The following is a 24,584-nucleotide window of genomic DNA, read 5'->3' on the forward strand; positions in this document are numbered from 1 at the left end:
CACCGGGAGGAGCATCATGTATTTCCGTTCTCTTACCATCTTATTCATTGGAGCTTCATTGCTGTTGTGGGCCGGGTGGGGAGTCCCGAATGCGACTGCATCACCTGTTCGTCCGGAACGGGAGAAGGCGCTCGCAAAATACGTTGATATCCCCGGCTCCTCCAGCGTGGGAAGCGACGTCTGCGCGGGCTGTCACGAGGATACCAGCAAGAATTTCCAGCATGCTTTTCACAAGCAGCAGGGAGTGGAATGCGAGGATTGCCACGGCAAGGGCAGCCTCCACGTGGATGGAGGCGGTGACGTGGCGAAGATCATCAGCTTCGGGAAACGCCCGGCACAGACCGCCAACGGTGTTTGCTTGGGCTGCCACACGCGCGACGAGAAGGTACGGCATTGGTTGGGCGGGTCGCACGCAGCGAACCACGTTCGCTGTATCGATTGCCACCAGATCCACGACCGCGCCCTGAAAGCCGCGGACGAAGGCCGGATGCGCTTCGATACGGCGACTCGGGCAGCCTTCACTGCAGGGTCAGTGTCACCGGAAACCAATGTGATACTCCGGCCCAGATCAGAGACGAACGATGCCTGTATCAAGTGCCATCAGACCCAAGGCGCGCAACTCAGCATGCCCTACCATCACCCCTTGCGCGAAGGCAAGATGAGTTGTGCGGATTGTCACGATCCGCATGGCGGGCCGGCGGGCAACAATCTGCGGACGGCGAGCGTGAATCAGCTCTGTCTGGGCTGCCATGCCCAGTATCGCGGGCCGTTTGCCTACCAGCATCCCCCGGTGACGGAAAACTGCATGAACTGCCACACCGCCCACGGCTCGCCGAACACGAATTTGCTCTCCGTGAGCATGCCTGCGCTGTGCTTGCAATGCCATGCCGGCCACCATAACGGGGCCGGTCTGCCCCTGCCCGATCGCTGCACCAACTGCCACGGGTCGATCCACGGCACCGATGTCGCCACACCCAGCGGCGGCAGCAGATTCGTGGACAAAGGGCCCTACGGCTTGCCTGATCCCCCGCCTGCATCTGCTCACTCCCCGGTGGCGCCAATGGCCGCACATTCGGCGGTCTCTTCGGCGCTGCGTCCGGTTCCGTCTCACGTGCCGTCGTATGCCGTAGGCGCTGCGAGCGGGACGCTGGGCATGATGTCATCCGGATATCTGCCGCCGCTGTCGGGCGGGAACATGGGGGGTGGGGGCGGAGATCCTGGAGCCGCGGAGGGAGCCGGCCCATACTCGGTCTACTCCCTGACTCCAGGCTCGTACCGCTTCGTTGACGGTTCCGGCTTCCTGGGCCGGGTCGGCGAGTATGACACCCTGCAACAGTCGGCTGGGGCAAGCGCCGTCACTACCTATGTCTCACCCCAGAACCACTTGACCCTGGTCTCCCGCGCCGAGCTCCTGACCGGCGACGATTACTCTGCCGCCTCCCAGCTGACTGTGGGTGAGTGGCTGAAGGCCGGGTTCGACATGCGCAGCTTCGTGCAGCAGCAGGACCATTATCCTTTCTACGCGGGAGCGATGTCGTCGGACTTCCTTCCCCCTGACGGCAGCATCGATCTGATCCCTTCTCACACGCCCCTCGCGGTGACCAGAAGGCTTGGCAACGCCTACGCACGCTTGAAGGTGCCGAAACTGCCGGTCCATCTCTTCGTGAAGGGGGATTGGAAGGCCAGGGCAGGGGTGACTCAACTTAGGTATCTCGACGAGAACACGAACAACAACTGCGGCGAGTTTTGCCACTACACATCCCAGCGCCAGCGGACCAACTACACGACTCGGAATATCGCTGGCGGCGCGGACATTGACCTCGGTCCCGTCAGGATCACCTGGGAGCATCTTTTCAGCAGCTTCGCCGATCGGTGGACATTTCCTACCGGCATCTTTGGACCGTTCACCCCGGCAGACGAGCCGCCTCCTTTCCCGATACCCACGCCGCCCGCCGTCGTGCCCGGAAACTACCCGCTCGACATCCCCTCCCCCAACCAGGCGTCGTCGGACACGCTGAACTTGACCTGGACGGCTTCGCCCAAAGTCAGCTTCAACGGCCACGTTAGCTATACGCGCTTACGCAACACACTGACCGGCAACCCGCAGAACACGTTCCAGACCGACGAGACCGTGAACTGGCGTCCGCTCGACCGCTTGCGGGTGACTGCCGACTACCACCAGCAGAACCTCATCAACAACTTCATACCTTTCTACGACCTGTTTGGGAATGTTTCCTATCATCGGCACACGATCGGCGTGCGCTCGGACTACGAACTACCCAAGGGCTTCGATGTGGAAGGCTACTACCGGCGCACTGGCATCACCCGATCCAATTCGTCCCTGTGGCCGCAAGGCTACTCCTTCAGCAACTCGGACTTGTTGATGGTCGTACCCGAATCCTTCAGCAACACTACAGGTCTGGCGCTGCGTTATCACGGCCGCGGGCACTGGAGCGCGCGCGCGGGATACGAATGGACCGGGACCCACGATCCCGGCTACCTGACCGTTCCCCAGAGCAACAACCGTGCCTTCGCCAATATCTGGGTCACGCCTGCAAAATGGCTGACCTTCTCCAACGACGTGAACATCATCGTCCAGAATGCCTTTCCCGCCAGTCCGCTTCTCCGGCTCGATGGAACCGGACTTCCCGGGGATTTCCAGCGGCGCAACCGCTTCTACATTGAGACGCTCAGCGCCACCTTGCGGCCCGTCTCGGGGTGGAACCTGGGACTGGGATACTCCTACCAGCAGAACAGTCTGACCACCTATATGGCGTTTCAGAACGATTCGGGGGTCGGATATGTCATCAACGAACCCGCCGTGCCCTACAAGCAGATCACCCAGGCCTACTGGGCCGAGTCGACCTACCTGGTCAAGAAGCGCCTGGGGCTTGATCTCAGGCTCACCTATAACTCGGCACGTAGCGATATGCGCCCCGACGTCAATCCAGCCGATGCGGCGCTGCTCGGTAACCAGTCCCTGATTGCGTCGGCCACTTTCAACTCATCGTGCCCGCCGGTATGCTTTGTGGACGCTCTTTCCAACCTGAGTCTTGGCGCCACCCAGGTCTCGCAGGTCATCGTCCCCCAGTGGATCGGACAGTCCAAGGCTTACTATCTGTTCCCCAACAAGTTCGAAGGAGGCGTCATCTTCTACTACGGCAGTTACCGGGATCAGCTGAATCCCGGCTTGAACGGCGTACTGCGGACATTCAACCTTTATGTTGGACGCCGCTGGTAGCGGCCCGAGGTCAAGTCAGTGCTGGATAAATCGCGGAGATGATCGGGTGGGAGGCAAGCTCGGTCCAAGGAGCTACTTCAGCAGCTCTCTGACCTTGCCGACCAGCGCTTCCGCGTCGTAGATGGGCTTTTCCAGGTAGCCGTCGGCGCCTGAGGACTGCAGCAGACGCTCGCGGTCGCCGCTCATGGCGTGGGCGGTGGCGATCAGGATGGGCAGCTTGGGCAGGCGCTGCTTGAGCATCTGCGTCAGGCGCACGCCGTCGATCAACTCCCCCTGGAAGCGGCTGGCGCTGAGCGAGATGTCGAGGATGGCGAGATCGAGCTTGCCCGAATCCACTTCGCGCAGGATCTCGTCCACGTCTTCGGTGACCACGCAGGTGAATCCGCCGCCCCGCTCCAGCGCCATGCGGTAGAACTTGGCCACCAGCGGGTTGTCCTCCACGATGAGGACGCGGCGCGCGCTCATGAGCGTTTGGCCGCAGTTTCGGCGGGCACGGCCGCGCTCGCCAGAGGCAGCGTGAACCACACCTTCGTGCCCCGGCCTTCGCCGTCGCTCTCCAGCCCGATGCGCCCGCCCATCATCTCCACCAGGCGGCGCGAGATGGCCAGCCCCAGCCCGGTGCCGCCCACCCGCCGTGAGTGCGCCGGGTCCGCCTGCACGAACTTCTGGAACACGACTTCTTGCTTGTCCTTGGGTACGCCGACGCCGGTGTCCTGCACTTCGATGCGCAGCATGCCGCCGCTGTCCGCCGCGGCGCGCACCCGCACCGAGCCTTTGTTGGTGAACTTCACCGCGTTCTGCAACACGTTGAGCAGCACCTGGCGCAGGCGGACGGCGTCGCCGCGCACCCACGGCAGGTCCTTGCCACGGGTCTCGTCGCGCAGTTCGAGCTTCTTCTCGCTGGCCTGCACCGTCACCAGCGGCAGCGTCGAGTCCAGCAGCAGACGCGGGTCAAGCTCCTCGATCTGGAGCGGCATGCGTCCCGCCTCGATGCGTCCGATGTCCAGAATGTCGTTCACCAGCCCCAGCAGATGCTGCGCGCTCGAGTACACGTCCCGCAGAAGTTCCTTCTGCTCTTCCGGATCGGTGGCAAACCCGTCCAGGATCAGTTTGGTGAACCCGAGAATGGAATTGAGCGGCGTGCGCAGCTCGTGCGAAGTGTGCGCCAGGAACTCGTCTTTGGTATGGCTTAATTCCGCAAGGTCCCTATTGGCCCGCTCCAACTGCTCATTGAGCAAACGCAGGTTCTCGGTCGTCGCCTCCATGTAGCTCTGGCACATCAGATTGAGGTCGAGGTCGAGGATCTTGCCCAGGGAGCGGCTGAATCGGATGCGGACGTCGCCGGCTGAATATTCCAGTAGCAGGCATTCGGTCAGGAAGGCGCGCACGATGCCCATGGCGCTGATCACGTACTTCTGTTCCAGGCCGATGTGCACGTGCATCTGCCCGATGCGGTAGCGCAGTTGCGCGTAGGCTCCGTCGTACACGCCGCAGAACAGCCCTCGCGCCCAGTGTTGCAGCGTTCCTTTCAGGCGGTCCACCTGCACCTGGCCCTGGGTGAAGACGCGGTTGGCGTCCGCATGCTGCGGGATCTGGGCGTAGAAGCGCTCCGCCATCTCCGGCAGGTACTTCTCCATGCGCGGACCGAGTTCGCGCAGCAGCTTCGCGTCCTCGGCGGAGAAGCCGATGTACCGCTTCATTTCTTCCAGAAAAGTTTCCAAGCGATTCCCAGTACGTCAGAAATGCAGGGGATGATTTACCATCAATAAGTATACGAGAGACGCCCTTCTGTGAGCCTGTCCGCAGAAAACGTGGTGGAAGAGTTGATCGCCGCGCTGGCCCGAGTGCGCGCCGGCGACCTCAGCGTCACCGTGTCGTTCGCCGGCGCGGACGGCGCCGTCGGCAGGCTGGGCCGCGAGTTCAACGACACGATGCGCGCCCTGCGCGAGCAGCGCGGCGCCTCCGGCACCGGCCGCGCGGTCGAGCGACTGGTGCATGACATCAAGAACCCGCTGGCCGGGATCGCCGGGGTGCTGGACATCATCGGCCGCGACCTGCCCGCGGGCAGCCCCGCGCTCGAGGTCCTGCCCGACGTCCAGAACGAGATCGAAAGAATCGAGAAGCTGCTGGCGGAGTTCGCAAAAACGCAGTGAATACGCGGGTGCGCTACACTAGACAATCACACATCCATGGCTGACGAAACCATCCTGATCGTGGACGACGAGAAGCTTGTCCGCTGGTCCCTCCGCCAGAAATTCGAAGAGTGGGGCTACCGGGTGCTGGAGGCGGAGAACGCCGCCACCGCGCTGAAGGCGGCGCAGGCTTCCACTCCCGACGTCATCCTGCTCGACGTCCACCTGCCGGACATGACCGGCCTGGAAGTGCTGCAGAAGCTGAAGGACTCCGGCGGAGCGCGCGCCGTGATCATGATCACCGCCGACCCGCAGCTCGACGACGTGAAGGCGGCCATCAAGCTGGGCGCCTACGACTTCATCGGCAAGCCCATCGATTTCGACGAACTCGCCGTGACCACGCAGAACGCGCTCGAGGCCACGCGCCTGCGCGGCGAGGTGGAGAGCTTGCGCGGCGAAGTGCGCCGCCGCATCGGCTATCACGACGTGGTCGGCGTCTCGAAAAAGATGAGCGAGCTGATGAATTTCGTGCGCAAGGTCGCCGCCAGCGAGGCCTCCACCATCCTCATTCAAGGAGAGAGCGGCACGGGCAAGGACCTGATCGCCAAGGCCATCCACTACCAGTCGTCGCGGGCCGACAAGCCCTTCGTCGCCATCAACGCCTCCGCCATCCCCGAGACCCTGATGGAAGCCGAGCTTTTCGGCCACGAGCGCGGCGCATTCACCGACGCCAAAGCGATGAAGAAGGGCCTGTTCGAGGTCGCCGACAAGGGCACGCTCTTCCTCGACGAGATCGGCGAGCTATCGCCGTTCCTGCAGGCCAAGCTGCTGCGCGTGCTCGAAGACCAGGGCTTCCGGCGCGTGGGCGGAGTCAAGGACCTGCAGGCGGACGTGCGCGTCATCGCCGCCTCCAACCGCGACCTGGAGAAGGCCGTGCAGGAGGGCCACTTCCGCCAGGACCTCTATTACCGCCTGGCCATCATCTCCATCTTCATCCCGCCGCTGCGCGAACACCGTGAAGACATCGTGCCCCTGGTGGAGTTCTTCATCGAGCACTACAACCGCAAGTTCCGCAAGGCGATCCGCGGGGTGAGCGACGACACCCGCCGCCTCATGCTCAATTACGACTGGCCGGGCAACGTGCGCGAGCTGAAGAATTCCATCGAGCGCGCCATGATCCTGGAGGACGAGGCGGTGCTTCGGCCCGCCTACCTGCCCTTCGCCGTGGCCCAGCAGCACGCGCGCCTGACCGCCTTCGAGCACAGCTCGTCGCCGCAAGGCGGCTCGCCGACGCTGGCGAACGGGCGCTCGCTGCCCCGGCTTTCCATCCCCGAGGGCGGCACGTCGCTGGACGAGATCGAGCGCGCCATGGTCGAGCTGGCGCTGCAGCAGGCCAACGGCAACCAGACCCACGCCGCCAAGCTGCTCGACATCAGCCGCGACGCCCTGCGCTACAAGATGAAGAAGTACGGCTTCGTCCACGCCGAAGAAGAGGAAGAGCCCAGCGCCCAGCCGGAGAGCTAGGGCGATTCACCCCAGACATCGCAGAGGAATACATGGGCCGCGCATCCGCGCGGATGATCCCGGTCGGGCTCAGGTCGTGCGGTGGGTTATCTCGTGCGCGGCGCGGGAGAGGGTTTCCATCTCCCCGGCCAGTCGGACGTCGAGCTCGGGCTTGAGGAAGCGCGCCACCATGGGGAAGAGAACCCGCTCCTCCTTATAGGCGTGATCGTGGAGGAGTTGCAGCAGGGTAGTCCCGAAGAAGAGGAACTTCTGCACCACCTCCGGCCGCACGTTGCCTTGCAGCATCAACTGGTAGGAATTCTGCATGCGGTTGAAGTTGGAGACGATGTCGTCGTGCTCGGTGCGCAGCACCATGAGCGGGCCCACGTCGCGAGGCAGGAATTCTTCCAGCGCGGGATAGAGGATCTCGTCCTCCTTGCGCATGTGCACCATCAGGTCTACGCGGAAGTATTCGGCGAAGCGCTCGAAGGTGCGCACACGTTCCGGGCTCCAGGTGCTATCGAGCTTGAACTGCTCCAGAAGCTCGTCGAGCTCGGCGAAGCGCGACTCCGAGTACTTGTGGTCGTCCAAAAGCTGCTGGATGGATGCGGTCTCGGTCATAGGTCAGCCCTTCGACTTTGCTTTCTCCATCATCTCGAGCACCTTCTGCTTTTCCGGATAATTCGGATTGGTCTCGAGCAGGCGTTGCCAGACGGCGATGGCGCCCCGGGGGTCGTTCAGCCCCTGCAGCTTCACCACGCCCATGTTGAAGAGCGTTTGCGCGTGTTTAGGATCGACCTTCAGCCCCTTCTCGAATTCCGCGATGGCCTGGGCGGACGAGCCGGAATAAAACATCGCCGTACCCATGTCGGTGCGGACGTTCACGTCGTTGGGCTTCAGCGCCAGGGCTTTCTGGTAGTACTTGATCGCCTCGGGATAGAACTGGTGGTCGTAGTAGGCGTTGCCGATCTCGACCAGGGGCTTGGGGTCGCTGGGATTGGCCTTGGCGGCGTCGAGCAGCGGCTGCACCATCAGGTTGAGCTGGTCGGGCGACTGGAGCGAAGGTACGGCCGCCGGCGCCGCGGCAGCCGACGTTTGAGCCGGAGCGGCCGTCGCCGTCGAGGGCGAGGACGAACCGTGGAAGAGGTATCCGGCGACCAGCCCGCAGAATAACGTGACCATGGCCAGCAGATAAGCCTCGCGGCTGGTCCAGGTCTTGTTGCTGGCCTCGTTGTAGTTGTTACGCATTCCCCACTCCTTTAACGACGGGCGCCCTCGAGGCCGCTGCTTCCAGCTGGAAGAGTTTCTGCACCATCCCCGCGAGTTCCTGTTGGTCGCTGTTCTCCGGGCTCTGCTTCATTTCGCGGGCCAGCGATGCGGCGATCCGCTGCACCACGCGGGAGATCACCGTCTCGAAGGCCTGCCGCTGGGTGGGTGGCAGCGGTCCGGCTTCGCGCGCGTAGCGTTCCACTTCCTGGCGTCCGATCTCGTCCAGGCGCTGGTGCAGGGCGACGATGGCCGGCGCCACGCGCTCCATCGCCAGACGCCGGCTGAAATGCTGCGCCTCCTCGGCCACCAGGCGCTCGGCCTCGGCGGCCACGCCGCGGCGCTCGCCCATGTTACGCGCTACCACCTGCTCCAGGTCGTCCAAATCGTAAAGGAAAGCGCCGCGCACCTCGCGCACCGCGGGTTCGATGTTCCGGGGCACGGCAATGTCGATGAAAAACACCGGACGGCCGCCGCGCCGCTCGCACAGCCGCTCCACTTCGTCACGGGTCAGGATGACGTGCGGGCACCCGGTCGTGGTGATCACGATGTCGGCGTCCTCCAGGTGTTTCCAGCGCTCCTCGAAGCGGACCGCTTCGCCGCCCAGGGTGTTCGCCAGCTCGGCGGCGTGTTCGTAGGTGCGGTTGGCCACCAGCACCGTGCGGGCGCCGTTTTTCAGCAGGCAGCGCGCCGAGAGTTCGCTCATCTTGCCTGCGCCCAGGATCATGACCTTGCGCCCCTCGACCGAGCCCAGGATCTCTTTCGCCAGTTCCACGGCGGCGCAGGGCACGGACGCCGCTGCCGCTCCGATCTTCGTTTCGCTCCGCACCCGCTCCGACACCGCGAGCGCTCTCTCCACGATCTGGTCGAGGAAACGCCCGGACGTGCCCGCTTCCTGCGCTTTGGCCCAGGCCGACTTCATCTGGCTCACCACCTGCGATTCGCCCACCACCATCGAGTCCAGGCCGGAGACCGCGCGAAACATGTGCAGCAGAGCGTCGTCGCCCAGCAGGCGGTAGAAGTGTTCCCACTCGGAGAGCTTCATGCCGAACTCGCGGTTCAGATAGCCGAGCAGCGAGTTGGCGGCGGTCGAGAAATCGCTGGCCCACACGATGTACTCCGTGCGGTTGCAGGTGACCAGGATCACGACCTCTTCGATGCCATCCAGTTGCCGCAATTGGTGCAGGGCCTGGTACCAGCGGGATTCACCGACCCAGAAGCGCTCGCGCACGTCCACCGAGGCCGTGCGAAAGTTGAGCCCGATCACCACCAGATTCGCTTCCACAGGTCCCTCGGCAAATACTCCGACAACCTACTAAAGGCATCCCGGATGCCAAACCGGGAGCCATTTCAAGAGTGGGGCAGATACATCTAAATCATTTAGAGTCAATGAATTAGGATACACTGCCCGAACGAGTGTTCGGTGCGGGAAGTCGCGATGTGGGAATTCCCCCCTGCTGGAGTGCCTTTTCCCGCCCCGCCTCAGGCCCGACCGAAGCCTTTCGCACGTCTTCCGTACTGGCAGATCGGTCCGCTTTCGGGCGTCGTTTCAACTGCTTACGAATCAGGCTGGGTGCACTTGGGTTCAGTAGGAGGCAGGGCTCGGGAGTGATTGCTGGTGAGAAGAGGATTTATCAGCAGTTAGCCTCGGCCTATGTGTCCTTTCGGTACATTGACGTAACGTCCGCCAGGCAGGTAGCATCTCAGAATCCATGCGGGGGCACGGATATCCACGCGGCGAAGTGTTCAAGGCAGCGGTGGTGGTATGCGCTGTCCTTGTTGGACTTGCTCTTTCGGTCCAGGTCGCCCACTTCCACCCGGACGGGAACTCCGGTAACGAGAAGCACTGCTCCATCTGTTCCGGCGCGCACATTGCGCTACCAGTCGCACAAGCACACCTGACCGCATATCAGGCGGCGACTGCCGCTGAGAGTACTGCCCACGGGATTCCCGCTCCTGTCCGTCATTTGCCTTTCAGCCTGTCCAATCGCCCCCCTCCGCTCCTCTCCTAGCGCGCTTCGAACACTGTTCGCATTTTAACGTGCTGCCACCACTTCCAGTGGGGAGGAGTCCATGCGTATTTCATTGCAGTCGTTCATTCTGCTGCTGTTCTTGAGCCCGCTCGCGCTGCTGTCAGCCGGCTGGGCACAGTCATCCAACTCCGGGACCATCACAGGCGTAGTGAAGGACCCGACCGGAGCGGTGATTCCCGGCGCCAAGGTTGAGATTTCCTATCCAGTGAGCGGCTTCCACCGCGAGACGACCACGGGATCGTTAGGCGAATTCCGGTTCGCCAACATTCCCTTCAATCCGTATCACCTGGTAGTGACGGCGTCCGGCTTCAACGCGTACACGCAGGATGTGGATGTGCGGTCGCCGGTGCCGATCTCGGTACCCATCAGCCTCAACGTCGGTGCGGCAAGCACCAGCATCACGGTGGAGGCGACGGGCGCCGACCTGATTGAAGTCGATCCCAACTTCCATACCGACGTCGATCGCCGTCTGTTCGATAAGCTGCCGCTGGAGAGCCAGTCGTCGTCGGTCAGCTCGCTTGTGACCCTAGCTACCCCTGGCGTGGTGGCGGATTCAAACGGGTTATTCCACGGGATGGGCGACCACGCCGAGAATTCGTTCTCGGTGGACGGCCAACCGATCAGCGACCAACAGAGCAAAGTCTTCTCGAACCAGATCCCGGCTGATTCCATCCAGTCGCTGGAAGTGATCTCTGGAGCCCCACCGGCGGAATACGGGGATAAAACCAGCCTGGTGATCAAAGTGACCACACGGTCGGGCCTCAACCAAAACAAACCGACCGGCAGCGTGACGGCGTCGTACGGTTCCTTCGGCAGCGCAAGTGGAGGGTTCGACCTGGCTTATGGGAGCCAGAATTGGGGCAACTTCGTCTCCCTGAATGGGCTCAACACCGGACGTTTCCTCGACCCGCCTGAGTTCCAAGTGAACCATGACAAGGGCAACCAGCAGAACGTCTTCGACCGCGTGGATTTTCAAGCGAACGAGAAAGATTCGTTCCACGCGAATCTTAGTTACAGCCGGTCATGGTTCCAAACACCGAACTCTTTCGACTCTGCGGCCACCAGTCAAGACCAGCGCACGCAGATCCAGAGCTACAACATCGCCCCGAATTGGACGCACCTCTTCAGTCCAACCACGCTTCTGACCGTTACCACGTTCGTCCGGCACGACGGTTTCAATTACCACCCCAGCCACCATCCCCTGGCCGATCTGACCGAAACCGCCTCCCAGCGCCGGACGCTCACCAACACGGGCATCCGAACCGACCTTTCCTACGTGAAGGGCATTCACAACGTGAAGGCCGGCATCACCTTCCAGCACACGCTGCTGAATGAGAGCTTCAGCATTGGACTGACGGACCCTGGGGTGAACTCGCCGTGCCTCACCCAGAATGTGGCCGGTGACTTCGTGGGCGTGCCGGACCCGACCCTCCTCGATCCCTCGCAGTGCGCGGGCGCCGGATTTCAACAGAACATCGCGGCCAATCCCAATGCCGTTTCGCCTTTCGTGCCGTCGCTTGGCTGTTTCGACCTCACCAGGCCAATCCCATCGGTGATTGACGGTTGCGTCCTGGCCCAGAGCACATTGTTCGGCTTCAACGGCCACGCCGATATCCGAGAGCTGGCGCTGTATGTTCAAGACACGATCTCGAAAGGGAACTGGTCGTTCAACCTGGGGATTCGCGGCGACATCTATCGCGGTCTGGCTCGGGATGCGCAGCCGGAGCCCCGCCTGGGTGTTGCGTATAACATCAAGCGGACCAATACGGTCCTCCGCGCTTCGTACGCACGGATCATGGAAACGCCCTTCAACGAGAATCTGATCCTCGCCAGCACCAACAATCCAGTGACCGACGCGCTGTTTGGGGCGGGCACCGGTGTACCCGTCCGTTCGGGACAACGCAATGAGTTCCATGCCGGTTTTCAGCAGGCTTTCGGGAAATTTCTGGTGGTCGATGCCGATTATCTATGGAAGTACACGCACAACGCTTACGACTTCAGCGACTTCCTGAACACGCCCATCTTCTTCCCCATCGCCTGGCGCAATTCAAAGATCGATGGTCCATCCGTTCGCGTGAGCCTGCCGAATTTCCATGGCTTGACCGCTTTCGTGGTTATGGGGCATGTGAATGCGCGCTTCTTCGGGCCGCAGGTGGGAGGTCTGGGCACAGATCTGGGTGCTGCCGGCGCGCCGTTCCGCATCGATCACGACCAGAAATTCCAGCAAACGACCCACGTCCATTACCAACCCTGGAAACGCGGTCCCTGGTTTGCTTTTAATTGGAGATACGATAGTGGCCTGGTTGCCGGCGCGGTGCCCTTCGCGGTGGACAACGTCACTCCCGTGGACCTGACCGTGCTCACCGCCGATCAGCAGATACAGGCAGGCCTGTTCTGCGGGAACGTCTTTCCCACCTTGGTGGTCCCACTGACCACCTGCGCGCCTGCGCAGTATGGTTCAACGCGCATCCAGATACCTGCACCCGGTACTGAGAACGACGACAGCAATCCGCCGCGAATCGCTCCACGTCACCTCTTCGACGTCAGCATCGGCGACGACGACCTGTTCCACGGCGAGCGATACAAGTGGAGCCTACGCTTTACCGTCATTAACCTGACTAACAAGCTGGCCCTCTACAACTTTCTTTCCACTTTCAGCGGAACCCATTTCGTGACGCCGCGCTCAGAAACGGTGGAGCTCGGCTTTCATTTCTAGGATGATTGTCCAGGCGTCAGTTTGCTTGAAAGGAACCCAAGTGTTTGGCTAACTGTTGATAATAGACCTTCTCACCAGTTGACCTGCCCGGATCGATGCTACCGGACGCACCTTGCGTCAGTCGGGGTTCTGTTTCTCCTCCGGCATTCAGAAGCGGTTCACCTTCGCCGACACCCGGAAGGAGTGTCCGTCACGCTCCAGAAAAAGTGTGCGCACGTCTCCCGGTTTGCCGTGCAGAGCGTTGATGACCTCGCCGTGGAGGCCCCCAGCCTCTCAGATCATGCCGAGACGAGCCGATGCTGGAATCACCGTGGAAGCCCCCGCCTTAAGCCCCCGCCTTTAGGCGGGGGGTTCAAAGTTCGCTTCTAAGAAGATCCGGCTTTAGCCGCGGTGGCTTCGTTTTCTCTGCGCCGCAAACATCCGCGTTTCCCCGCGGCAAATGAACTTTTTCTGCGCGCTTTGCGGTGAGAGCTCAACCAAACGCGGCCGTGGCCGGCCGCGTTCGGTGGGTATGAAGTATCTATGAGACCTAGTTCAATGCCGCCCTGAGTTCTTCGGGGACCAGCACCGCCGTACTTCCTTTGATGCGGATGAGTTTCCTCCGCCGGAAGTCCGACAGCAGCCGGCTCACCGTCTCCCGCGACGCCCCGATGATCTTGCCGATCTCTTCGTGCGTCATGTGGAAGGGGACGCTGATGCCCCCGGGGTCCTGTTTGCCGTGTTCGTCGGCCCACTCCAGAAGGAGTTGCGCCAGCTTGGCGCGCGTGCTCGGCGCCAGCGCCAGCAATCGCGCCTGCTCCCACGACTTGTGCAGCTCCATGGACAAATGCTCCGCCACGCGGAGCGAGACGTCATGGTGCGTGCGCAGGAAGCGCAGGAACTTGCGCGCAGGAACGAACGCGATCTGGGCGGGAGTCAGCGTTTCCGCCGTCGAGGTGTAGGACGTGCCCGCGATCACGCTGGACAGGCCCAGCACTTCTCCCGCTTCCGCCAGCCGCAGGATGATGCTTTCTCCTTGTTTGGAACTGGCCGTCAGCTTGGCTTCGCCGCTGCACAGCACGAACAGGCCGCGCGGCGCCTCGCCTTCGACGAACAGCAACGCTCCCGGGGGATAGAGCGCAGTCTGGCGGATCATGTTGAGTTCGCGCAGCGTGTCCACCGGCATCTTGCAAAAGACGTTCTTCTGCCGGTTGGCGCACGTCTGGCAGTTGTCCACCACGCGCAGGCCGTAGGGCGCCGCTGGCTTGTGATTGCCGCCGGTTGGGACCCGGGCCGGGATCGTGTTCATAAGGGTTCTCCGGGGAACGGCCCATGCCATCGGGCCGATCCGGTGAGCGGTGGCCCCGGCGCAGCGCAGCGGAGTGTGGGGTCTCGGACCGGCCGCGCCGGAGCCACCGGTGAGGGCTCCAGGCCATGGGCTCATTCGTGGCCTGGGTACCTGTGCTCGAACTTAGTCTCGTTCGCTATGACTAGGGGCGCTGTGACGGGGGTCACGTTCCACGGTGACAAGCCTCACGGCGGCCTTCCCGTTCCGGGCGCACACTCGACTCCAGATTTTGCACCTCTGGGCTCACGCCGGGGGCGGTACGGGCGCATCCAGGCTCACCCGCCCTGCGAGAGGATCCCGATGGCGACATTCCCGATCACCTTCCGCTCGGATTCCAACCGGATCCATTGTGACCACCGGGTCCTGATCAATGAACTCATCGAACTCGACGGGGCACTCGACGCACTCGGCGGAGATTCCGGGGTCCTCGCCGACCGGGCGCCGGCGGCCAAGGTTCGTCGCTGCAGCCGCCACCTGGCCGAGGCCCTCCCCGACCACTTCCGCCACGAGGAAGCCACGGTGCTGGATACGGTCGCCAGGGTCAGCCCCGAGCTGGCTGAGTTCGCGCGCCAGATGCGCCACGAGCACGACCAGTTGCGCCGCCGCCTGCTCGAGTTCTGCCATGCGGCCCAGGAGCTGGAAGCCGGCCACGACATCGCCGGCTCGGTCGAGGCGGTCAAGGAATCGGGCAAGCAGCTCGCTCGCGACATGACCAGCCATATCGCCCTCGAGGAGCAGCAGTTGGACGGATTTTTATGACAAGCGGTTGTATCGCGCGGCCGCCCTCGTCCGCGCCTCCCGCGAAGCGGGCGAAACAGAGCGCGGAGCAAACACCCGCGCCCACGATCTTCGGAAAGACGGTGAAGGCTCGGGAGTTGTGGGGGCCCGGGCAGTTGGTCCACCTGCATCGTTTCATTTCCCCACATCGTTCATTCGAATTCATAACCTGCAACCTCGACGCGGTGCGCTGCAAGTTCGACAAGCCGCGCAAGCTTGCGGGACAGCACTCATGATGGAGGATTCCCTTGCCAAGCACGATCGCAGTACCGGAAAAAGCTGAAGCGAAGAAGGCGACGGTGAAGTATCCCGGGATCACCACCACCGTTGACGGTTCGGGCGCCGTGGTGTGGGTCGATTCCCACATCGCGCAGGGCGCCTGCGCCTATCCCATCACTCCCTCGACCCCCATGGGCGACGGATTTGCCGTCGAGTATTCCAACGGGAAGAAAAATCTCTGGGGCGAGTCCATCCGCTTCCTGGAGCCGGAGTCGGAGCACAGCTCCGCCTCGGCCTGCGAAGGGTTCGCGCTGGCCGGGGGCCGGGTCAGCAACTTCACCAGCGGCCAGGGCCTGATCCTGATGAAGGAAGTGCTCTACGTCATCAGCGGCAAGCGCCTGCCCGTGGTCTTCCACATCGGCGCGCGCGCCCTCACCTCGCACTCGCTGAACGTGCACTGCGGACACGACGACGTCTACGGCGTCGCCGACGTCGGCTGGGGCATGCTCTTCGGCCGCAACGCGCAGGAAGCCGCCGACCTGGCGCTCATCGCGCGCCGCGCTGCCGAGGACACCGAGACGCCGTTCATGAACATCCAGGACGGCTTCCTCACCACCCACACGCTCGAGACCATCCACTTGCCCGAGCCCGAGCTGATGAAGGAATTCGTCGGCGCTCCCGCCGACCGCCTCAAGTCCCTGTTCGATCCCACCCGCCCGGTGCTCACCGGCTGCGTCCAGAACCAGGACAGTTATATGAAGGGGAAGGTCGCGCAGAGATATTTCTACGACACGGTGGCGCCGCGGCTGGTCGCCGCCATGCGCGACTTCACCGAGCTGACCGGCCGGGAATACGACCTCATCCGCCCCTACAAGATGGAGGACGCCGAATACTCCATCATCGGCATGGGCAGCATGATGGAGACGGTCGAGGCCACGGTGGACCACCTGCGCAAGAAGGGCGTGAAGATCGGCTGCATCACCGTCATCAGCTTCCGTCCGTTCCCCGGCCGCGAACTGGTGGAGTCGCTGAAGAGCTGCCGCGCGGTGGCGGTGGTAGAGCGCGCCGACATCCCGCTGGCGGAATCGAACCCGCTGACGGCCGAACTGAAGGCCGCCTTTGCCGACGCCCAGATCGATCCCAACGGCCCGCGGCTGGAACGCATCCCCGCGGTGTACTCCGGCGTGGCCGGCCTGGGCGGGCGCGACATCCGTCCCGGACACTTCGTGGCCGTCGCCGACGCCATGATCCGGCTCGACAAGAAGCGTTTCTTCATGCTGGGCGTGAAGCACCCCGACGCGCTCGACGTCACCAGCGATCCCGACGTCCGTCCCGCGGGCGCGTTCTCGCTGCGCGGACACTCGGTCGGCGGCTTCGGCTCGGTGACCACCAATAAGGTCATCGCGTCGGTGGCTTCCGACCTGTTCGGCCTCTACGCACAGGCTTTCCCCAAGTACGGCTCGGAGAAGAAAGGACTGCCCACCAGCTACTGGCTGACGCTTGCGCCGGAGCCTATCCGGCTGCACGCGGAGATCAACAGCGTGGAGTTCGTCGCCATCCAGGACCAGAACGCGTTCCTGTCCGGCGATCCGATCGCCGGGCTGATCGACGGCGGCGTCATCTACCTGCAGTCGGTGCAACCGGCCGAGCAGGTATGGGACACGCTGCCGCCGGCGGCGCGCCAAACCATCCGCGCCCGCAAGCTGAAGCTGTACGCTCTGGACGCCACCAAGATCGCGCGCGAGTGCTCCAGCCGCGTGGATCTTCAGATCCGCATGCAGGGCATCGTGCTGCTGGGCGCGTTCCTGCGCCTGACGCCCTTCGCCGAAACGGCCGGCCTCGACGCCGAGCGCCTGTTCGCCTCGCTGGAAAAGACGCTGACCAAGTACTTCGGCAAGCGCGGCGGGCGCGTGGTGGAGGACAACCTGAAGGCGGCGCGCCGCGGCTTCGACGAGGTCACCTTGATCCAGCCTCCGGCCGCCGACGTCGAAGCGAAGAAGAAAGAGGGGAACGGGTTCAAGGTCCACTGGTCGCCGGAGGCGCCCTGCGTCGCCAACGACTTTTGCGATCACGTGATCGGCAGTTACGCGCGCGGGCGCGAAGCCGACCTGGACGCCGACGAGTTCCTGGCGCGTTCCTTCATGCCGCCGGCCAGCGCGCGGCTGCGCAGCTTCCGCACCCTGGCGCCCGAGCTTCCATTGCTCGACGCGGCCAAGTGCGTGGGCTGCATGGAGTGCGTCAACGTCTGTCCCGACACCGCCATCCTGGGCAAGGTCGCCGAACCCAAGGTGCTCGACGCCGAGCTGGCCAAGGTCCGCGGAGACGTGCGCGAATCGCTGCGCGCCGACTTCGTCAAAACCACCAAGTACTTCGACTTGCCGCAGAAAAGAGGCGAAGAAGGCGGGATGTTCAGCATCTTCGTCGATCCCGACAAGTGCAAGGGCTGCGGCGAGTGCGTGGTGGCCTGCGGCAACCACGACGCCCTGAAGATGGTCCCCAAGAACGGCATGGCCAAGTACGACCTGGCCATGGACCTCTACCATCACCTGCCGGAGACGCCGGCGCGCTTCCTCAACGAGAAGGCGCTGGGCGACATGATGCTGGCCCACCGCTCCATCCTGTTCGCGGGCGGAGCGGGCTCCTGCATGGGCTGCGGCGAAGCCACCGCACTGCGCCTGATGCTGGCCGCCACCGGCTTCAAGTACGGCGCCGACAACATCGGCATCGTGGCCGCCACCGGCTGCAACTCGGTGTACGGCTCCACCTATCCGTTCAACCCCTTCTCGGTGCCGTGGACGAACTCGCTGTTCGAGAACGCGTGCGCCGACGCCATGGGCATCCGCCTGCGCTGGGACCAGGAAGGCTTCACCGGCCGGCGCATCTGGTGCCTGGGCGGCGACGGCGCCATGTACGACATCGGCTTCCAGTCGCTGTCGCGCATGCTGGCGTCCGGGATGGACATCAAGGTCCTGGTGCTGGACACGCAGGTGTACTCCAACACCGGCGGCCAGACTTCGACCTCGACCTTCACCGGCCAGGACGCGAAGATGGCGCAGTTCGGCTCGGCCCAGCCGGGCAAGCGCGAGCACCGCAAGGAGCTGGCGCAGATCGGCCTCATGCACGGGGACGTCTTCGTGGCCCAGACCACGGCGGCGCACCTGAACCACTACTACAAGGCGATCATGGCGGCGAACGAGTTCCCCGGACCCGCGCTGGTGGTGGCCTATACCACCTGCCAGCCGGAGCACGGCGTGCCCGACGATCATTCGACCATCCAGTCCAAGCTGGCGGTGGAGAGCCGCACCTTCCCGCTGTTCGTGTACGACCCGCGCAACGGCGAGAAGCTGTCGCAACGCCTCAGCCTGGCCGGCAATCCGGCGATGAAGGAAGACTGGTACGTGGATCCCCGGACCAACAAACCGGTGGACTTCACCGCCTTCGCCAAGACCGAGGGCCGCTTCGCGCGGCACTTCGACAAGGACGGCAATCCCGACGAGTTCCTCAAGTACGCGCAGGAAGACCGGTTGTACAACTGGCATCGCCTGCAGGAGCTGGCGGGGTTGCGGTAGGTATGGGGCGTTCTCGCCTCGCGGCGAGGGCGCCACAGCTAGCGACTAGGTACTAGCCACTAGCCACTAACAACTGCTTTTGGCAAGGGAGACGTGATTCCGGCGCGTCTCTTCCTCCCAACGGGCCGCGGAGAACCAACCGCGGCCCGGTTCGTTGCTTGTCGATTCCGGCGGAGAGGTATGATGCGCACGTATGGATGGCCCAGTCGATGCTATGCGGACTATTGAGTCGCAGACGGAGCGACGGCACGTAACGTTTCCGTTACTCGCCGAAACCGGCAAGCTGTACCGATCGCGAGCGGCTCTGTTCGTGCGCATCATCGTTCCCGCATTTGTTTTCGGGTACTTGGCGATTTGGTGGACGGGAGAGCGGGCGTCGGCTATTTGGCAGGGGGGAGTGCGCGCGCGCTATGCCCTCCCAGACTGGCACGTAATGGTTTCGAGCCTCGGGATCCGGGCGGCCGGTTTCTTTGGGTCGTGGCTGCTGTACTGCTTTGCATTTGCAGGGATTTGCGGGGCTGTGAGGGCCATTCGGTTCGGGCAGGAGCCTGACGCTGAGGAGTGTCTCAATCCTGTCCGCGAAAGATTCGGGCCTCTGGTCCTGACCTCGGTCGTCCTGCTGGGTATGACTTGCGTTGCATTAGGGCTCGCGTTCGCTTCGTCGTTTGCTGTAGTCGGTCTTCTGCTGAGAATGAAGATTCTCACCAGTCCACTCGGAGTAGCCGCTCGGGGGGCCTACGCAGTGATCATGCTGCTTTGGTTGGCTCCGGTGACCTGGTACGCTCTGGCGGTTCCGGCTTCCACCCTCGACCGTTTACCAGTCCGCGCTGCCCTCCGGCGTAGTAGCGAACTGACGGACGACTACGTGGTCGCGCTTCCCACATTGATGCTGGAATCTGTGGCTTGCGGCTACATCGCTGCTATCTCGCCTTGGTACTTGTATTCGTGGATCGCGCCCCATGTCGGGGTACCTGAGTGGGGGTGGTGGATGCTGTTTGCTGCCGGCATGATCTGTTCATTGCTGGTCCAGCCGATCATGTTCGTAGGTTTTTCCCTTCTATACGAGGGGAGTGCAGCCAGGGAATCGAATGCCCGTGAGTCCGAGATCCGCGCCGGAGGCGCAAAGCAGTAGGAGCCCAGGACGGTAGTCCTGGGTAGGAGTCCGTCGAGATCCAAGTCCCGGCGGGACGGCGCAGGCCGGATCACAGCCAAATGTCCGGCGGCATGTTATAGTCCGCCGTTTTCGGGAGGGACTCATGGGACATTCCTTCGCCGTGAACCGCGTCCATATCGTCTTCAGCACCAAAGAGCGGCGCAAGCAGATCCCGGAAGGCGTCCAACCCAAACTCTGGGCGTTCATTGCATCGATCGCGCACAGCCGCCAGATCGAAGTGAAGGCCGTCGGCGGGACCGACGACCACGTTCATCTGCTGGTTGCGGTTCCCGCGGCGGTGAGTCTCGCGAAATGTATCCAGGAGCTGAAGGCAATCTCCTCAAAATGGATGCGTGATGAAGGTCATGATTTCACGTGGCAGGAAGGCTACGCGGCCTTCAGTGTCGGCGGGTCGCAAGTGGACACGATTGTGCAGTACATCGATCATCAGCGCGAGCACCACGCCAAGCACACGTTCGAATCGGAGTTATTGACGCTGTTAGAGAAACACGGCGTCACCTACGATCCGAAGTACGTCTTGGGATGAGACCTGCGTCGTCCCTCCGGGACTTGCGGACAAGGGCACATGCTAACCCAGGACTTCCGTCCTGGGCTTCCACTACGCCGCGCCTGCGGCGCTGTTGGCGCTCGATGGGGGCTTAATCAAGCTCCGCAGCTAGTGCACTCGCCGGTCTACCCGCACCACTCCGCCGCGCCTGCGGCGCTGTTGGCGCTCGATGGGGGCTTAATCAAGCTTCGCAGCTAGTGCACTCGCCGGTCTACCCGCACCACTCCGCCGCGCCTGCGGCGCTGTTGGCGCTCGATGGGCGGTGAGGCGTGCCCGCCAGCAGGTGCACTCGCTGGCCGACACCGGCGATTACGCCGCACCTCTGGCGCTGCTACTCGTCCGTCAAAATCAGGAGCCGCTCCAGATTGTGTACAGCGAATGCGAGGCGAAATTATAGCTTTAAGAATTGTCAAGCCCCCTGACTGTAGGTTTTCTCCGCAAGTCGTTGCAGCAGTAGCGAACATCGTGTTGTGGAAATCGTCGGATTCACCCCCTCCAATCTGCTATTCTGGAATTAGAGAGGTAGAGAGAAAGCCTTAACTGCCTCTTCTCCCAACAAGAAAACAGCAGGTCCCCTTCGGCTTCGCTCAGGGCAGGCTCTCACGGCTGAAGCCGTCCGGGGATGACACTGGAAGTGTGCCAAATGTCTCAAAACAAGACTGCGCAGGGGCGCTGGCACCCTCGTCTGCGCCATCGCAAGTCCAAGGGCGAATGGGCCGAGATCGCCTTCATGAGCCGGGCCATCGGCCTGGGATTCACCGTGTGCCGTCCCTTCGGCGAGAACCACCGCTTCGATTTCCTGGTGTTTGCCGCCGGGGGCAAGGTTTCGCGGGTGCAGGTGAAGTCGTCGTGGACGAAGCGGCAGAACGTCTATCAATTCAAAACCAGCGGGTCGGGACGGCCATACCGGCGGGGCGAAGTGGACTTCATCGTGGTGCTGGTGGTGCCGGAAGAGGTGTGGTACATCGTGCCGATCCGCGAGGTGTTGGGGCGAGATGCAGCAGCGGTTTTCCCGCATGTTCGGAAGAGCCGCGGACGGTTGGAGAAATATCGCCAAGCCTGGTACCTGCTGCGCACGCCTGAACCCGTGATCAAACTGCCTCAGACGGATGCCACCGGCCCAGACCTGCTGCCGTTCCCGGCACTCCTCGACTTCTGCAATCTGACTTCTTCGATTTGACTTGCCTTTTGTCGTGGAGCAAGAAACACCGCAGAACGCAGAACGAAGATTGCAGAAGTAGAAGGACAAGCGCACATGCCTACTTTGTCTGTGGGGCGGGATATAATGCGGGGCCAAGAGTGGGGGCGATGGGTATATCTTCCGGAACGAAACTAGGGCCGTACGAAGTCGGCGACGCGATCGGCGCCGGGGGCATGGGCGAGGTTTACCGCGCGCTCGACTCGCGGCTTGACCGCACCGTCGCCATCAAGGTCCTGGCCACACATCTTTCTACCAACCCGGAACTGCGGCAACGCTTCGATCGCGAGGCGCGGGCCATCTCGTCGCTGCAGCACCCGAATATCTGCACGCTTTTCGATGTCGGACACCAGAATGGCATCGACTTCCTGGTCATGGAGTACCTGGAGGGCGAAACGCTCGCGGACCGATTGCAAAAGGGCCCGGTGCCGATCAACCAGGCGCTGAAGATCGGCCTGGAGGTGGCGGACGCGCTGGAGAAGGCGCACCGGCAGGGGATCGTGCACCGCGACCTGAAGCCGGGAAACGTGATGCTGAGCAAGGCGGGCGCGAAGCTGATGGACTTTGGCCTGGCGAAACCGGCTGCGGTGCTGACGGCGGCCGGCTCCGGCACGGCGGGATCTCCGGTCACTCCCACCACGCCCACGAGTCCGACCATTGCCGCGCTCGCCTCGCCGACTTCTCCCATCACCAGCCGGGGGATGGTGGTGGGCACGTTTCAATACATCGCGCCCGAGGTGTTGCAGGGCGGGGAAGCGGACGCGCGCAGCGACATCTTCGCTTTCGGCGCGGTCCTGTACGAGATGATCACGGGACAGCGCGCGTTCGAAGGCAAGTCGCAACTGAGCGTGGCGTCTGCCATCCTGGAGAAAGAACCGGCGCCGGTCAGCTCGATCCAGCCCATGACACCGCCGGCGCTGGAGCAGGTGGTGAAGACCTGCCTGGCAAAGGATCCGGACGAGCGCTTCCAGACGGCGCACGACCTGAAGCTGCAATTGAGATGGATCGCGGAGGCGTCGTCGAGCCAGTTGGCTGCACCGGCCCAGGTGCGCGCGCGCCGCGCGGTGCAGAAGCGCACGTTGCTGATCGCCGCTGTCGTGGGCTGGGCCCTGGCGGCAGCAGCTCTCGCTATTTTCCTGTCAAGCCGCACCCAACTGGAGGAGGCGCGACGGCCGATCACGGCGTCCTGGATGGCGCCGGGCGGCACGGAATTCGCTTCCGTCGCGGTCGGTGCTCCGGCGCTCTCCCCGGATGGCTCGAAGCTGGCTTTCCTGACTGGTGGCGTTGCCTTTGCGACTGGTGGCGGCGCCGACACGAACCTGTGGGTGCGCGACGTTGCCAGCGGCGCGGTGCAGGAAGTGGGAGGAGTCGAGCGGCCGACTTTTCCCTTCTGGTCGCCCGATGGGAAGTACATCGGGTTTTTTTCGGCGGGAAAGTTGAAGAAGGTTGCGCTTGCCGGTGGACCCGTGCAGGTGCTCTGCGATGCGCCCGAAGGGCGCGGGGCAGCGTGGAGTTCGCGAGGCGTGATCATCTTCACTCCCAACATCCGTGAGTCCCTGTACAAAGTGGCGGAAGGGGGCGGCACGCCGGAGAAGATCACCGAGACCAAGACGGCCTGGACCCACCGCAATCCGTATTTTCTTCCCGACGGCGATCACTTCCTCTTTGTCTCCCGCGAGGCGATCGCGGCGACCGGCCCAGCAGGGGCGTTGTACGGCGCCTCGCTCTCGGGCGAGAAGCCGCGCCAGATCCTGGAGCGGGCGTCCAACGTGCAGTATTCAGACGGGTACCTGCTGTACCTGCGGGACACGGTGCTGGTGGCGCAGCGCTTCGACCCGAAATCGCTGAAGTTCGGCGGCGACCCGGTGCCGGTGGCCGAAAAGCTCGACTACTGGAACGCGCGCGACGTTGCCGCTTTTGCCGCCGCGCATGGCACGCTGGTCTATCGTCATGGATCGTTGCAGAAGACCCAGCCCGTCTGGGTGGACCGGGACGGCAAGGAACTGGGACGACTCGGGGAGCCCGGCCTGTACGCGACGATCCAGACCTCCCGCGACGGTTCGCTGGTGGGCATGGTCCGCCAGGACCCGGACACTGGGCGCGGGGACGTGTGGATCGTCGACAGCAAGCGGAATACGACGTCGCGCAGTACGTTTGCGGATGCCGGAAGCATCACGTACGCATTCTCGCCGGATACCAAGAGGATCGCGGTCGGCACCATTGCAGGGTCGGTCTCGGGAGGAATGTGGATCCAGCCGACGAGCGGCTCGGGTGACAAGGAGAACCTGGAGACGCCCTCGACGTGGGGCACGGTGAACAGTTGGTCCCCGAACGGACGCTATATCTTCTTCATGGTGCAGAACAATGCCACCCGGCAGGATGTTTACTACATCGACCTGAACGGGGACCGGAAGCTGACCCCCTTCATCCAATCGCCGGCCAATGACGTGGGAGCGGTCCTTTCGCCGAATGGCAAATGGCTCGCCTATGCCTGCGATGAGTCGGGAAGGCTGGAAGTCTATGTGACCGCCTTCCCCGGTCCCGGAGGGAGATGGCAGGTCTCCAATGGCGGCGGCATGAGTCCGTCGTGGAGTGGGGATGGAAAGCAGCTTTACTACGTCAATGGGGACAAGCTCATGTCAGTGGCGATTCAGAACGTCGAAACATTCGAATTCGGAACGCCGGCCGCGCTGCCCATCCACCTGAATGAATTCGCCGCGCTCGGACCGCCGGCGCCCGGCGAACGCTTTCCCGCTCTTAAGCCCGTGAACATGGGCCAGTCGCATCCTCAGGAAGTCATCCTTAATTGGACCGGCACGCTGAAGAAGTGACCCGAATGCTCTTGTCGTCTCAGTCGTTTGGTGGAATAACTTGAGCTGGCG

The 24,584-nt window shown here is 63.1% G+C and carries 16 protein-coding genes and 1 pseudogene; 11 read left to right on the forward strand and 6 right to left on the reverse strand.

Features of this window, described 5'->3' with window-relative positions:
* Nucleotides 1-16 precede the first annotated feature (16 nt).
* On the forward strand, nt 17-3,241 hold the full coding sequence (locus tag LAN37_14225; GenBank protein ID MBZ5648367.1) for a hypothetical protein: 3,225 nt from the start codon (nt 17-19) through the stop codon (nt 3,239-3,241).
* Nucleotides 3,242-3,313: 72 nt separating this feature from the next.
* Here LAN37_14225 and LAN37_14230 read toward each other — a convergent pair whose 3' ends face one another.
* Both LAN37_14230 and LAN37_14235 read right to left on the reverse strand, forming a co-directional pair.
* On the reverse strand, nt 3,314-3,706 hold the full coding sequence (locus LAN37_14230; protein MBZ5648368.1) for a response regulator: 393 nt from the start codon (nt 3,704-3,706) through the stop codon (nt 3,314-3,316).
* Complete coding sequence (locus LAN37_14235) at nt 3,703-4,941, reverse strand: hypothetical protein (protein ID MBZ5648369.1); 1,239 nt, start codon at nt 4,939-4,941, stop codon at nt 3,703-3,705. The genes LAN37_14230 and LAN37_14235 overlap by 4 nt, the downstream gene beginning before the upstream one ends.
* A 90-nt stretch (nt 4,942-5,031) precedes the next feature.
* On the opposite strand from LAN37_14235, the gene LAN37_14240 reads away from it, so the two are divergent.
* A complete protein-coding gene (locus LAN37_14240) occupies nt 5,032-5,394 on the forward strand; it encodes a hypothetical protein (protein MBZ5648370.1) in 363 nt (120 codons plus the stop codon).
* Nucleotides 5,395-5,430: 36 nt separating this feature from the next.
* Nucleotides 5,431-6,897, forward strand: coding sequence for a sigma-54 dependent transcriptional regulator (locus tag LAN37_14245; protein MBZ5648371.1), 1,467 nt, complete (start codon nt 5,431-5,433; stop codon nt 6,895-6,897).
* 69 nt (nt 6,898-6,966) lie between these two features.
* Here LAN37_14245 and LAN37_14250 read toward each other — a convergent pair whose 3' ends face one another.
* From LAN37_14250 to hemA, 3 genes are read right to left on the reverse strand one after another with little or no spacing between them, the layout of a single operon-like run.
* Nucleotides 6,967-7,497, reverse strand: a complete 531-nt coding sequence (locus LAN37_14250; GenBank protein MBZ5648372.1) for a hemerythrin domain-containing protein — start codon at nt 7,495-7,497, stop codon at nt 6,967-6,969.
* Nucleotides 7,498-7,500: 3 nt separating this feature from the next.
* Nucleotides 7,501-8,124 carry a tetratricopeptide repeat protein gene (locus LAN37_14255; protein ID MBZ5648373.1) on the reverse strand — a complete coding sequence of 208 codons (624 nt, stop codon included), beginning with the start codon at nt 8,122-8,124 and terminating at the stop codon, nt 7,501-7,503.
* Entirely contained in the window at nt 8,117-9,427 is a 1,311-nt protein-coding gene (gene hemA / locus LAN37_14260) for a glutamyl-tRNA reductase (GenBank protein MBZ5648374.1), read from the reverse strand. The genes LAN37_14255 and hemA overlap by 8 nt, the downstream gene beginning before the upstream one ends.
* A gap of 788 nt (nt 9,428-10,215) precedes the next feature.
* Here hemA and LAN37_14265 point away from each other — a divergent pair.
* A complete protein-coding gene (locus LAN37_14265; protein MBZ5648375.1) occupies nt 10,216-12,891 on the forward strand; it encodes a TonB-dependent receptor in 2,676 nt (891 codons plus the stop codon).
* A 529-nt stretch (nt 12,892-13,420) separates the two neighbouring features.
* On the opposite strand, the gene LAN37_14270 is transcribed toward LAN37_14265, so the two are convergent.
* On the reverse strand, nt 13,421-14,179 hold the full coding sequence (locus LAN37_14270) for a Crp/Fnr family transcriptional regulator (protein MBZ5648376.1): 759 nt from the start codon (nt 14,177-14,179) through the stop codon (nt 13,421-13,423).
* 339 nt (nt 14,180-14,518) lie between these two features.
* Between LAN37_14270 and LAN37_14275 the strand changes: the two genes are divergently transcribed.
* The 7 genes and pseudogenes from LAN37_14275 (at nt 14,519) to LAN37_14305 (ending at nt 24,533) form a co-directional block, all read left to right on the forward strand.
* The gene (locus LAN37_14275) at nt 14,519-14,977 is read left to right on the forward strand and encodes a hemerythrin domain-containing protein (GenBank protein MBZ5648377.1); all 459 of its coding nucleotides are present in this window, start codon (nt 14,519-14,521) and stop codon (nt 14,975-14,977) included.
* Between the two features lie 317 nt (nt 14,978-15,294).
* Nucleotides 15,295-17,172, forward strand: a pseudogene (locus tag LAN37_14280) (2-oxoacid:acceptor oxidoreductase family protein).
* A 183-nt stretch (nt 17,173-17,355) separates the two neighbouring features.
* On the forward strand, nt 17,356-18,783 hold the full coding sequence (locus LAN37_14285; protein MBZ5648378.1) for a 4Fe-4S binding protein: 1,428 nt from the start codon (nt 17,356-17,358) through the stop codon (nt 18,781-18,783).
* Between the two features lie 748 nt (nt 18,784-19,531).
* Complete coding sequence (locus LAN37_14290; protein ID MBZ5648379.1) at nt 19,532-19,915, forward strand: hypothetical protein; 384 nt, start codon at nt 19,532-19,534, stop codon at nt 19,913-19,915.
* Nucleotides 19,916-20,039: 124 nt separating this feature from the next.
* The gene (tnpA, locus tag LAN37_14295; GenBank protein ID MBZ5648380.1) at nt 20,040-20,483 is read left to right on the forward strand and encodes an IS200/IS605 family transposase; all 444 of its coding nucleotides are present in this window, start codon (nt 20,040-20,042) and stop codon (nt 20,481-20,483) included.
* 664 nt (nt 20,484-21,147) lie between these two features.
* Nucleotides 21,148-21,684 carry a hypothetical protein gene (locus LAN37_14300; GenBank protein ID MBZ5648381.1) on the forward strand — a complete coding sequence of 179 codons (537 nt, stop codon included), beginning with the start codon at nt 21,148-21,150 and terminating at the stop codon, nt 21,682-21,684.
* Nucleotides 21,685-21,812: 128 nt separating this feature from the next.
* Nucleotides 21,813-24,533: a serine/threonine-protein kinase gene (locus tag LAN37_14305; protein ID MBZ5648382.1), complete on the forward strand. Its 2,721-nt coding sequence runs from the start codon at nt 21,813-21,815 to the stop codon at nt 24,531-24,533.
* The last annotated feature ends 51 nt before the right edge of the window (nt 24,534-24,584 follow it).

The sequence above is a fragment of the Terriglobia bacterium genome, from assembly GCA_020073495.1.
Lineage (GTDB): Bacteria > Acidobacteriota > Terriglobia > Terriglobales > Acidobacteriaceae > JAIQFD01.

Excerpts from the sequence above, each read along its gene's own strand:
- LAN37_14225 (MBZ5648367.1), top strand. The coding sequence starts at position 17 with ATGTATTTCCGTTCTCTTACCATCTTATTCATTGGAGCTTCATTGCTG.
- LAN37_14230 (MBZ5648368.1), bottom strand. The coding sequence starts at position 3,706 with ATGAGCGCGCGCCGCGTCCTCATCGTGGAGGACAACCCGCTGGTGGCC.
- LAN37_14235 (MBZ5648369.1), bottom strand. The coding sequence starts at position 4,941 with ATGAAGCGGTACATCGGCTTCTCCGCCGAGGACGCGAAGCTGCTGCGC.
- LAN37_14245 (MBZ5648371.1), top strand. The coding sequence starts at position 5,431 with ATGGCTGACGAAACCATCCTGATCGTGGACGACGAGAAGCTTGTCCGC.
- LAN37_14250 (MBZ5648372.1), bottom strand. The coding sequence starts at position 7,497 with ATGACCGAGACCGCATCCATCCAGCAGCTTTTGGACGACCACAAGTAC.
- LAN37_14255 (MBZ5648373.1), bottom strand. The coding sequence starts at position 8,124 with ATGCGTAACAACTACAACGAGGCCAGCAACAAGACCTGGACCAGCCGC.
- LAN37_14265 (MBZ5648375.1), top strand. The coding sequence starts at position 10,216 with ATGCGTATTTCATTGCAGTCGTTCATTCTGCTGCTGTTCTTGAGCCCG.
- LAN37_14270 (MBZ5648376.1), bottom strand. The coding sequence starts at position 14,179 with ATGAACACGATCCCGGCCCGGGTCCCAACCGGCGGCAATCACAAGCCA.
- LAN37_14275 (MBZ5648377.1), top strand. The coding sequence starts at position 14,519 with ATGGCGACATTCCCGATCACCTTCCGCTCGGATTCCAACCGGATCCAT.
- LAN37_14285 (MBZ5648378.1), top strand. The coding sequence starts at position 17,356 with ATGCCGCCGGCCAGCGCGCGGCTGCGCAGCTTCCGCACCCTGGCGCCC.
- LAN37_14290 (MBZ5648379.1), top strand. The coding sequence starts at position 19,532 with ATGCTGCTTTGGTTGGCTCCGGTGACCTGGTACGCTCTGGCGGTTCCG.
- tnpA (MBZ5648380.1), top strand. The coding sequence starts at position 20,040 with ATGGGACATTCCTTCGCCGTGAACCGCGTCCATATCGTCTTCAGCACC.
- LAN37_14300 (MBZ5648381.1), top strand. The coding sequence starts at position 21,148 with ATGTCTCAAAACAAGACTGCGCAGGGGCGCTGGCACCCTCGTCTGCGC.
- LAN37_14305 (MBZ5648382.1), top strand. The coding sequence starts at position 21,813 with ATGGGTATATCTTCCGGAACGAAACTAGGGCCGTACGAAGTCGGCGAC.